Genomic DNA, 11,429 nt, shown 5'->3' with positions numbered 1-11,429 from the left:
AGCTTGCTCTCGCCCACCGGGATCACGTACTCGTGGAACTGCCCGTCTGGGATGGTGCGGAAGCGCATCGACTTGGGCTCGTCGAGTGATGGCGAGTCTGTGGTGCTCCAGAAGAGCTGCGCATCGGCGATCAGCCCCGAGGTCAGGGACATCCGCAGACGAATCTGCTTGACCGTCCTCGCCGGCACCTCGCAGGAGGTCCGCACCATGTAGGGATCGCTCGCGGTCGTCGTAGTCTGCAGCACGCCGTCGCTCACGCTGAAGGGTGCCAGGTCGTGGCTGGGACGCCAGCCCTCGGTACCGCCGTCGAAGTTGAAGGCAAGCTGCCTGGCCGGCCTGGGCATGAGTGAGGAGGGCACGGCCCTTACCCCGACCAGTTGCACCGCATGGCTCCCGCTCTGTCCGACTCGCAGCTCCAGGAGCGTGTCCTCCATGTACCGCCAGCCCGGGGCGTCGCTCTTGGAGGGTAGCGCAACCTCGGGCACCGGCTTGCCGTCGACCGTCACTGAGGCCGGCTTGCTGGTGCCGCAGATCACCACATAGCCGCGCTGAGGCGGCTGGTAGGTGACCTTGAAGCTCAGTTGGCCCTCTCCCAGAACGGTGTCACTGACCTTGCCGGCTGCGGTGACCCGCGTCTCATCGAGGCCCCTGGCGACGACCGTCGTCACCGGCGTCGGCTGCATCCCCATCATCCAGTAGGCGTTCTGCAGGATCTGTCGAGGTGCGAAGATCCAGCCGGACTTCTTCTGGTCAAGGGCGCTGATGCTGTCGGGCCACAGCGCCCGGTCCTTGTCCTCCTCGGACTGCTGGTACATGCCGCTGACGGTGATGCCCCGGGCGATGCGCTTCCAGTCGAGGGAGGAGTCGTACTCGGCCAACTGCGCCACCGCATAGGCATAGCGCAGACCGTTCCACTGCACGGGTCGGCCGAACCAGCTTCCCTTGAACCAGGTTGCGCCGAAGACCGGGATCGAGGCATAGCGCAGGTACTCGAAGCCCGGGGTGTCCCACAGGTAAAGGAAGGGCAGGCCGGTCCAGGCCCAGTAGACTGCTTTGTCCAGGTACGGCTTCTTGCCGGTGATCTCGTAGGCTTCGAGATAGGCCTCGCAAGCGTCGGAAGAGGCCAGGATGTCGGGAGTGTGCACGGGCACCTCCCACACCTGCGCTGCCCTGGGAACCTCGAACTGATCCATGAAGGCGAGGGCCTTGAGCCCGGCCGCCAGAGCCTGGGCGTCGCCGGTCGTGTGAGCGAAGCGCAGCAATTCCCAGGCGGTGCGAGCACAGGTGCCGATCTCCGCTGCCCCGTCGGGCCCGAGCTCCGAGTAGTCTCGGCCCTTGAAGGTGCCTTCGCGCTCGATGCGAGTCCGGAAGCGCCAGGACCCATCCGGTAGCTGCCGGGCAATCAGTCCCGCCACCGTCCCCGCGCGACCGAGAAGACCACCTGTCGGGCCGGAGAAGTCGTAGCCTTCGTCACCGGCCACAGGTGTGAGGCCGCTGAGGGCGACCACGCGATCGTAGCGGTCCTGTACCTCTCTCTTGACGGCCTGGTTCTTCGTGGTGTCCAGGCACATGCGCAGGTCGTAGAGGTAGGCCGGGGACCAGACCGTCTGCGTTGCCGAGGCCGGGCCGCCGATCGAGGCACGCCACTTCTCCTCGTCGGCCACCCACAGGCTGCTCAGGTACCCGGCCATGGAGAAGTCGATCTCGTCAGTCAGGGTCTGACCATGCGGCAAGGGGTTCGGCTCCGGTGGCGGGTTGTCACGCACATAGGACTTCAGCGCCGCCAGGGAGGTCTCGCCCGCAGCAGCGGTCTGCACCCGCAAGGTCGCCTGGAGGTCCACTGCCGAGCCACCGGTGACTTCCAGCGGCGCCTTCGCGGTCCGCTCGTTCGGCTCGAGGTACTCGGGCATCGAGGGTGCGAAGATACCCATCAGGGTACCCGCATGACCGCCGAAGCGATCCGGCGAAGCAAACACCGCACTGGGCCGGTTGTGATCCGCATAGTAGGGCCGCAGCAAATCCCAAGACAGGCTCGCGACCACACCACTGCCCGAAGGCGGCTGCAGACGAGCACACATCAGCGGGATCGTCACCATGTGCGGATGCGGCACATAGCGGATCCGGTGCGGATGATCGGCGGCGATGTCCAGGGTGCTGGAGGACTCCTCTCCCTCAACCAGCCACTCCAGCCCCGGGAAGATCGCATCCAGTCGCCGGGTGCCCACGGGTGCGCCCTCGCCCGCGTAGAAGAGCGGTCCATCCAGCGCGAGCAGCTTCGCATCGCGGTCGGGCACACCACGAACCTGGAACCGCACAGCATCCTCGCCGGGGCGCAGACCCAAGGTCTCCGTGATCGTCCACGATACTCCGGCGGCATCCTTCGCGACGGCCTGAAGCTCGAGGCGCTTCTCCTGGGGCTGCGCACCTGCGACTTCCTTGACCGAGGAGGCGTAGACCAGCAGCTCTTCGGGATCACCCGCACTGTTGAAGGCCGCGACGCGACTCAGGCGAGGAAGCTTGCCGACGGTCTCCCAGACCTTGCCCTCACGCCGCTGCACGACCCCGATTCCCCAGCCGAAATCTGCACGGGGCAGCAGAAGGCGAATCTGGTCATTGTAGAGAGCGGATAGGTTCGAGCCGACCAGCACTCCGCAGCCCGGCGGTGTCGCTACCTCCAGGTTCGCTCTGGGCCCGATCACCATCCGGCTCTCGGCGCGTCCACCGTCGGCGTTGGCGCAGGTCACCACGGCACGCAGGGCAACCTCCGGCGTCTGGCGATCAGAGCTGACCTCCCAGATCACCTGTGCCTCTGCACCCGGGCCAAGGTCGGCGATTCTCTGCTTACGCAGCTCCGGGGCGGTCGTCAGAGGGGTAACGGGACGCAGCTCGGCCGAGAGGCCACGCAGCACGACCTGCCCCGAGTTGCGCAGCTTCAGCACACACTCGGTCTTCCGGCCCACAGGCAGGATGAACTCGCGCGGGGCGAAGCCGGCAATCTCCAGCGCCGGACCGTAGGCGACACCATCGGAGATCTGCTGGTCGCCCACCTGGAAGGTAACATCAAAGCGTCCCCTGGTCTCACGGCGTCCGATCACCCGCCAGTAGACCTCGGCGTAGTCGTCGGGAGCCAGGCCACGAAGGCCCCGCAGAAGGCCGCCTTCGCAGGTGAGACCCGGCGGAAGCGAGATCGTTGCCGTCCCCAGGTCCAGGGGAGCGTCGCCGGCGTTCCTGAGGGTTGCGGTGACGATCCCCTCGTAGCCCTCCTTGCCCTTGACCTCCTCGAACCGCACCTTGTAGATGGCCGGAAGCGGTCGGACCTTCTCGACCCAGGTCACGTCGTCGAGCAGCAGTCGGGCACGGTCGCCACGCACGCGGGGCGAGACCTGGATCCACTTGACCTTGGGGTTGCGGCTGAAGTTGTAGGTGAGCAACCCCTCGTGCCACTTGCCGTCTCCGACATGACCGGCGGGCACGCGGAAGGTCGCACGCTGCTCGCCGGTACCCTCCAGCGGCCGGTCATTCATCGCGATGGCGTTGAACTCAAGACCCTTGGGGTCCGAAGCAGCCTCGGCCTTGTACCAGAACCGGAACCCGCCCTGGAGCTGGGAGAGCATGGTGCCCTGCAGGCCGCTGTCAGGCTTCCAGGTGCGGTTCAGGCCACACTCGCCGGTCGTGCCGCTGTTGCGTTCGAGCAGCATGGCGTTGCGCCCGGAGTGGGCCTCATGCACGATCTGCACCGGCCCCAGGGGTTCCCAGTCAAGGAGTGTGCCCTCGGGGGCAAGCATCTCGAACCCGCCGTTCGTGACCGGGTTCTGCTGAGCATGGCCCAGGCAGGCGGTCAGGGCGAGGACGGCGAACAGCAGCAGAGGGGAAGTCCTGGACCTCATGGCTGAACTCCTTTTTGCATCGCGTCGATGGCATCGGCGGTGTTCTCTTCGGGGAACTCCACCGAGGTAAGGCGGAGGCTCTCACCGGCTTCGACCCAGGAGGCGGGCAGCGACAGGACCAGTCCTGCAACCAGCAGGAGGCTGCCGACAACGGTCCCGAGCACGCCCAGCAGGTCGCCAAGGAGCACGCCCGGGCCGCCCTCGGGCACGGCCAGTACGCCGGCTATCAGCAGCGCACCCCAGCCCAGGAGCCTGCGGCCCCTCAGGCGGAGCTCATCCTCCTCCGGGCTCGGAGCAAAGAACGCGTACACGGCGATCAGCAACCAGACCGATACCCACACCAGGCTAACCATTTGGCGTCACCTGCCCAGGGCCGGAAGGCTATCTGCAATCTGTCCGCCGTCGATTCGTCCTTCCTGCTATTCGCGCACGACGGTGCTTTTCCTTGTGTCAGGATACCTCAGGAGGTTTCCTTGCCGATGTCACAGCATCCTTTCCTTCTTGCAGAAAGCGACCACCAGATCCAGATTCCTGCGGGAGCGTGTCAGACGACGGCCTTCGCGGCCGATCAGCTCTCCTACTACCTGGCCCTGGTCACCGGCCACCAGTTCCCCGTGCGAGAGGCTGCGGGCGATATCCGCCTCGAAGTCGCCGGGGAGGCCTCGCAGGCAACCGAGGACGACTACGGGGTGCAGGTGAGCCCCGAGGGCATCCTGCTGTGGGGACGCGACGCCGCCTCGGTGCTGTTCGCGGTGTACGACTTCCTGGAGACCTATGCTGGGTGTCGCTGGCTCTCGGAGTTCGAGGGTGGCGAGATCATCCCCCGGCGCACGGACCTGACGATTCCCCTGGGTGGGTACTCGCGTCGCCCGGTCTTCACACACCGGGCCTTCACGAACTACCCCGGCATTGATGAGCGCACGGTTCAGATGGTGGACTGGATGGCCAAGAACCGCTTCAACCGGTTCATGGTCTTCGCCAACGTCGCGGGAGCCTGGGAGCGTTACCGGGAGGTGCTCAAGCCGCATCTGGCCCTGCGCGGCATGAAGGTGGAGATGGGGCACCACAGCTTCAAGTACTGGCTGCCGCCGGAGGAGTACTTCGAGCAGCACCCCGAGTGGTTCGCGGTTGTGGACGGCGAGCGCTCCACGAGAGGTCAAGTATGCACCTCGAACCCCGAGGTCGCCCGCGAGATGGCGTCCAACCTGTGCGCCTTCCTGACGGAGAACCCTGAGGTGGACATGGTCGGCCTGTGGCCCAATGACGGCTACGGGTGGTGTGAGTGTGAGCAGTGCCGGGCGCTCGAACCGCAGCGAACCAGTACCCTCTACCCGCCGCACGCGGTGCGTACGGAGACCTACTTTTGCTTCGCCAACGAGGTTGCGCGACTGGTTGCGCAGGAGCATCCCGACCGGCGGCTGAGTACGCTGGCCTATGTCAACTACGTGGAGCCGCCCTCGGTCGCCCTGGAGCCGAACATCTCCGTGTGCTACGCACCCTTTCAGCACTGCTACAAGCACCCGCTGGAGGCGCCTGCGGAGTGTGTGCGGCCAAACGCCAGGTATGCGCAGATGTTGGCTCCGTGGCGTGAGCGGGTCACCGGCGAACTCTACCTGTTCGCCTACTGGATGATGATCGACATGTGCTCGCTGCCCTACCGGATGGAGGAGACCCTGGCGGTTGATCTGCCCCGCCTCGCAGAGCTGGGCGTGGACGGCTACGTGATGGAGTTCAAGCCGGAGGAATGGGGCACCTACGGACGCAACGCGCACCTGATCGGCCGACTGTCGTGGGATGCGAACACGGAGGTGGCGGCCTTCAATCAGGAGCTCGACGAGAGCCTGTACGGCCCGGCAGCAAGTGAGATGGGCGCCTTCGCCAAGGCCTTCGTCGCCGACTACGTGCAGCCCGGTCCCTGCGTACACCACTACGCCCTGGAGCACACACGGCGTGCCACCGAAGGCCTGCTGCGTCCGGCTATGGAGCACCTCGGACGAGCCCTGGCAGCGGCCTGCACCGGTGAGAAGCGACACATGCAGGCTGTAGAGCGAACCCGTGTCGGCGTGGACCTCCTGCTCAGGTTCGGGGAGTGGCAGCGGGCCTACGCCGAGGCCCAATCTGCCGAAGGACCCAAAGGAGCGGTTCTGGTGCAGCGTGTCGCGAGTCTCGCGGAGGAACTGGTCGCCTGGATCGACACCCAGGCCAAGTCCGGCGCGATGGATGCGCCAAGAGCGATCTCGACGATCCGGTCCTGGACACAGCGGCTGCAGCGCCAAGCGTCGGAGTGAGCCGGCTGACGGCGGCCGGACAGCAAAGGGCCCCTGCGCTGAGAAGGCGTCAGGGGCCCAGGTGTGTTAGCTACACGCGACCTTAGTGATGGTGGCCGTGCTCGTCCGCCGGTGGTGGCGGCATGAAGATGGCTGCCTTGTCCTTCTCGCTCTGCGGCACATCCTTGAGCATCGGTTGGGGAAGCTGGGGAACGGCGGAGAAGCTGGCTGCATGGCTGTCGCCGAAGAGAACGTTCCCCGTCTTCTTGTAGTGCCGGAAGGCCAGGGTCTTGATGTCGGCGGTCGCATTGGCCCGGATGTCGGTGCTGTCGAAGAGTGTCGGCGTCTTGGTCGGGTCGGTGACCACGCGGAAGCCTGGGCCTGCGAGAGGGGCAAACAGCGCATAGCCGACGGGGTACCCCTGCCTGCGTCCGCCGCGGAGCCTCACCATGTCCTCATCGCTCAGGTTGGCATCCGGACAGATGAAGAAGGCGGGCGTATCAGTGTACTCTACCAGGGCATCCGCCCAACTGTTGGCGAGAGGCCACTCCCCGTTGTAGTCGCCCAGATAGGCGGTGATTGAGCGAGAGAGGTTGGTCAGGTGCGACAGGCAGATCCTGCGTGGGCCATCCTTCGCGGCCGGATAGACCACTACGCTGAGGATGATCGCGATGAACACCACGACCACGCCGCCCCCGATGATCTCCGACTTCTTCACTCGCATGGTATGCCACTCTCCTACGAACTCCAAGGCACCGGGCGCCACGCGGGCCTCCCGGGTCGCTCGCCGGTCGCTAGCCTGTGAAGGGGTCCCAGGAGCGAACGCTGCCTAGGTCGGCCATCCCTAGTGTCTTAATATGTCCATCCAGGAACCCGAAGTTCCCCTTCTGGTTGTGCCGACAACTCACCCGACTCAGCCGGTGGGTGTAGAAGCTCGCACCCATCTCAGCCACTTCGTCCTTGAGCTCGAAGAACAGCACCGTGTCACTGACGCGACTCACCGTGCTCATTCGAGCCACGAAGGGGTAGGTTCCCCACCGGTTGTTGAAGGACAGCAGGTAGTTGATCCCGTAGCTGTGCGGCAGACAGAGGCTGTCGGCGCTGGCGGCCGGCTCGGGATCGCTCGGGCAGATCAGTACCTGACTGTTGTGCAGGTAGGGCTGCAGCAACACACACCAGGTCACGCCGCGAGTGCCCGAGCCGACGGCCTCGGTGCGTGCCGGGACGAGCGTCCGGTCGTTGTCGTCAATGTACATCTTGGCGGCCTTGTATAGCTGACTCAGTTGCGCCACGCAAGCCGTCTTGTGAGCACTCTCGCGAGCCCGAGCGAACACAGGGAACAAGATCGCGCCCAGCACCGCGAGGATTCCCAACACAACCAGCAACTCCACCAGCGTGAAGGCACGCCGGCGGCTCAGATCACGTGACATAGCTCAGCAGGCCCCCCGTGTCCGGCTGAAGAACGACGACTATGTTTTCCGCACCTAGTCGCCGTTCTCCTCCTTGCCTCTCGGGAGGGGATCGGCGCCTGCATAGCGAATTTGGAGATAGGTGGTTGAGTGTTCAGCCGTCGGAAATCGGGCTGCACACCTGACCCCGAGACGCGACCCCATGGAGGCTTAGGATGAAGTTCGCCATCTGCAACGAGATCTTCTGGTCCGAAGACCCGGACCGATGGACCATTGACCGCCAGTTCGAGGCAGCCGCCGAGATCGGCTTCGATGCCTTGGAGATATCGCCCTTCACGCTCAACTTCGACGCCCGCAGGATCACCGATGACCAGAAGCAGGCAATCCTCGACGCCTCGAAGGCGACCGGCGTCGAGGTCGCCGGGATTCACTGGCTGCTGTCCCGCACCGAGGGCTACCACGTCACCGATCCCGACCCCGAGGTACGCGAGCGAACCGCCCGCTACATGGAGGACCTTGTGCGCCTCGGTATCGAGCTGGGCGGATCGATGATGGTGGCCGGCTCGCCGCAACAGCGCTGGGTCAAGAGCGATCTGGGCGTCACCTACGGCCAGGCCTGGGGCTGGTTCCGAGACTGCATGAAGCGCTGCGGCGAAGTGGGCCTCGACGCCGACTTCAAGGTGTGCATCGAGCCGCTTGCCGTTGTGACCCAGAACAACCTGCTGCTTCGTGCCTCGGAAGCCCGGGAGATGTCCGCCGAGATCGGCCTGCCCAATGTGGGCGTCATCATCGACACCTACAGCGGCCTGCAGCAGGAAGTGGACCTTCCGGCCGAGATCCGCGCCAGCGCTGACGTCCTGTACCACTATCACTGCAACGACCTCAACCGCTGCGCTCCGGGCTGGGGCGACACGGACTTCGTGCCGATCATGAAGGCCCTGCTGGACATCAACTACCAGCGCTATGCCTCCATCGAGGTCTTCGACTTCGAGCCGGATGCCTACGAGCACTGCAAGAAGGGTTATGACACCCTCAAGGCAGCTCGCGAGAAGGCCGCCGGATAGCCTTCGCAGGGATCGGGGTCGGCGACGGCTCCGATCCCCTGCCCTATCCTTCCCATGGCAGCGCAGCCCTCGGTCCGCATCGTCATCCTCAACTACAACACCCGCGACCTGCTGGTCGAGTGCCTGCAATCTCTGCAGGAGGACCCGGGCTCGTCGGACTGGCACATCGTCGTGGTCGATAACGCCTCCTCCGACGGTAGCGCGCAGCAAGTGCGGGAGAGCTTCCCCTCCGTCAGCCTGGTGGAGTCTGAGCGCAATCTGGGGTTCTCGGCCGGCAACAACCTGGGCACCCGGGGTGGTGAGGAGAGCTACCTGCTGTTCCTCAACTCCGACACCAGGGTGCCCGCGGGCACTGTCCAGGCCCTGGTTGCCTTCCTTGAGCGGACGCCGGAGGCTGCCGCCGTGGGTCCCCGACTGCTTAGCCCCGACGGTTCGCTACAGTGGTCCTGCCGCAGCTTCCCCGGTCCGGTCAACACGGTCCTGGAGGGCTTCTGGCTGGATCGCCTCTTCCCGTCCTCCCGATTCCTGGGTCGGCCGCGGATGACCTGGCTCGACCACACCCAGACGGTTGCCGTCGACTATGTGCAGGGCGCTGCGCTGCTGGTGCGTCGTGAGGCCTTCGAGGCCGTGGGAGGCTGGCCGGAGGCGTACTTCTTCTACGCCGAGGATGCGGATCTGTGCCACAGCCTGAAGCGGCGGTGCGGTCCGGTGTACTACTACGGGGCGGTCACCATCACCCATGTGGGCGGTGCCAGCGCCGCTAAGGCCTCTGAGCAGACCACACTTCAAGCCCACAGATCGGTGCTCCTCTTCGCGCTTCGGACGGGCGGAGCGCTGCGGCTGTTCCTGCAGCGGCTGGCGACAGTGAAGGTCACCCTTCCCCGGCTGCTGGTAGCTTCTCTGGCGGCTCTGTTGGCCCCTGGAAGCGCCAAACGCGACCACCTGCGGCGACAGCGTCGGCTCTATGCAAGGGTGCTGAAGATCGCGCTCTCCCCTCTGCCGACCGCCGAGCAAGCCAACCCTCCGGCTTTTTGACACATCCTGCGCGCGGGGGCTATAATGGCCCGGCGAGGCCCCGGCAGGTCTTCCTGCCGGCGTCGCATGATTCTGTGTGCCAAGGGGAAGGTCACCATGCGCAAGATCCAGCGTGCTTTGCTTAGCGTCAGCGACAAGACCGGGATTGAGGACTTCGCCCGCGCCTTGGTAGAGATGGGCGTCGAGATACTGTCGACCGGGGGTACCCGCCGCAAGCTGGAGGAGGCCAAGATCCCCGTCCGCGCGGTCGAGAGCTACACCGGCTTCCCCGAGATCATGAACCACCGCGTGGTGACACTGCACCCCAAGGTCCACGGGGGATTGCTGGCCGTCCGCGACAACGAGACCCATATGAAGGAGGCTGCTGAGCTCGGGATCGAAATGATCGACCTCGTGGCGATCAACCTCTACCCCTTCCAGCAGACCGTAGCCAAAGAGGGCGTCACGCTTGAGGACGCCGTCGAGAGCATCGACATCGGCGGGCCGGCCATGCTCCGCGCTGCAGCCAAGAACCACAAATACGTGGCTGTCGTGTGCAAGCCGGAGTACTACGATGAGGTTCTGGCCGAGATGCGCGCCAACGGCGGCTGCCTCAGCTTCGAGACCCGGCAGAAGCTCGCCCTCGAGACCTTCGCCCATACCGGCCAGTACGACGCGGCGATCGTCTCCTACCTGTGCAAGCAGACTCAGGAAGAGGGTCAGAAGCTCCCGAAGTATTACGCACCGTGGTTTGCGAAGCAGGGCCACGACCTGCGCTACGGCGAGAATCCGCACCAGGCCGGTGCGGCTTACGCGCAGATCGGCTCCGCTGAGCCCGGCGTAGCCCGGGCGAAAAAGGTATCCGGCGAGAAGGAGCTCTCCTTCAACAACTACCTCGACATCACCGCAGCCCTGGAATGTGTCCGCGAGTTCGACGAGCCCACGGCCTGCGTCGTCAAGCACCTCAACCCCTGTGGTTTCGCCAGCGCCTCGACCCTCAAGCAAGCCTTCGAAGACGCCTGGTCGGGTGACCCGATCTCGGCCTTCGGCGGCATCTTTGGATTCAACCGGGTTCTCGATGCCGAGACCGCCGCGATGATCGGCAACAACGACGTCCTGCGCTCGGTCGTCGAGCCCCGCTTCCGTGAGGAGACCGGCGACACCGAAAGCCTCATCATCAGCGCCTTCCCGGAGTGCGTGATCGCTCCCGGCTACACCGACGAAGCGCTGGAGCTGCTCCACAAGAAGCGCAACGTCCGTGTGATGCTGATGGAGGACTTCGCTCCGGAAGGCCGCCACGCGGATCTCGACATCAAGAGGATCCCCGGCGGCGCAGTGATCCAGGAACAGGACAGCAGGTCCGTCGCCCGCGTGGATATCAGGGTCGTCACCGAGAAGCAGCCGACAGTGGAGCAACTGGAATCCCTGCTGTTCGCCGACCGCGTTGCCAAGCACGTGAAGAGCAATGCGATCGTCCTCGTTCAGGGCCGGCGGCTGGTCGGCTGCGGTGCCGGACAGATGAGCCGAATTGACTCGTGCCTGATTGCCGCCCGTAAGGCGGGCAAGCGGTCGCAGGGCTCCTGCCTGGCCTCCGACGCGATGTTCCCGGCGCCCGATGGTTTGGAGGCAGCAGTCGAGACGGGTGCAGTGGCTATCCTTCAGCCCGGTGGCTCAGTGAAGGACGAGGAGGTCATCGCAGCGGCCAATAGGCTGGGCGTGGTGATGGTCTTCTCCGGCATGCGCCATTTCCGGCACTAGATCGCGTGGTGAGCCTCTACTCGCCGCCGG

The 11,429-nt window shown here is 65.2% G+C and carries 8 protein-coding genes; 4 read left to right on the top strand and 4 right to left on the bottom strand.

Going from position 1 to position 11,429, the window contains the following annotated elements; all coding sequences use genetic code 11:
- Together ABFE16_04735 and ABFE16_04730 are read right to left on the bottom strand one after the other, a co-directional pair.
- The coding region (locus ABFE16_04735; protein MEN6344588.1) for a hypothetical protein at positions 1–3,887 on the bottom strand (3,887 nt) is incomplete at its 3' end.
- A complete protein-coding gene (locus ABFE16_04730) occupies positions 3,884–4,240 on the bottom strand; it encodes a hypothetical protein (GenBank protein ID MEN6344587.1) in 357 nt (118 codons plus the stop codon). The genes ABFE16_04730 and ABFE16_04735, both read right to left, overlap by 4 nt.
- A 126-nt stretch (positions 4,241–4,366) precedes the next feature.
- On the opposite strand from ABFE16_04730, the gene ABFE16_04725 reads away from it, so the two are divergent.
- Positions 4,367–6,175 (top strand): DUF4838 domain-containing protein, encoded by a 1,809-nt coding sequence (locus ABFE16_04725; GenBank protein ID MEN6344586.1) that lies wholly within the window; start codon positions 4,367–4,369, stop codon positions 6,173–6,175.
- An 82-nt stretch (positions 6,176–6,257) separates the two neighbouring features.
- On the opposite strand, the gene ABFE16_04720 is transcribed toward ABFE16_04725, so the two are convergent.
- On the bottom strand, positions 6,258–6,878 hold the full coding sequence (locus ABFE16_04720) for a hypothetical protein (GenBank protein MEN6344585.1): 621 nt from the start codon (positions 6,876–6,878) through the stop codon (positions 6,258–6,260).
- A 70-nt stretch (positions 6,879–6,948) separates the two neighbouring features.
- On the bottom strand, positions 6,949–7,584 hold the full coding sequence (locus ABFE16_04715; protein MEN6344584.1) for a type II secretion system protein: 636 nt from the start codon (positions 7,582–7,584) through the stop codon (positions 6,949–6,951).
- 194 nt (positions 7,585–7,778) lie between these two features.
- On the opposite strand from ABFE16_04715, the gene ABFE16_04710 reads away from it, so the two are divergent.
- The 3 genes from ABFE16_04710 (at position 7,779) to purH (ending at position 11,399) form a co-directional block, all read left to right on the top strand.
- Positions 7,779–8,627, top strand: a complete 849-nt coding sequence (locus tag ABFE16_04710; protein MEN6344583.1) for a sugar phosphate isomerase/epimerase family protein — start codon at positions 7,779–7,781, stop codon at positions 8,625–8,627.
- Positions 8,628–8,681: 54 nt separating this feature from the next.
- Positions 8,682–9,662: a glycosyltransferase family 2 protein gene (locus ABFE16_04705; protein ID MEN6344582.1), complete on the top strand. Its 981-nt coding sequence runs from the start codon at positions 8,682–8,684 to the stop codon at positions 9,660–9,662.
- A gap of 96 nt (positions 9,663–9,758) precedes the next feature.
- Entirely contained in the window at positions 9,759–11,399 is a 1,641-nt protein-coding gene (gene purH, locus ABFE16_04700; GenBank protein ID MEN6344581.1) for a bifunctional phosphoribosylaminoimidazolecarboxamide formyltransferase/IMP cyclohydrolase, read from the top strand.
- Positions 11,400–11,429: the final 30 nt, after the last annotated feature.

Source organism: Armatimonadia bacterium, from assembly GCA_039679385.1.
In the GTDB taxonomy this organism is placed as follows: domain Bacteria; phylum Armatimonadota; class Zipacnadia; order Zipacnadales; family JABUFB01; genus JAJFTQ01.
The sequence above is the reverse complement of the archived record's forward strand: the minus strand, read 5'-3'. Positions and strand labels throughout refer to the sequence as shown.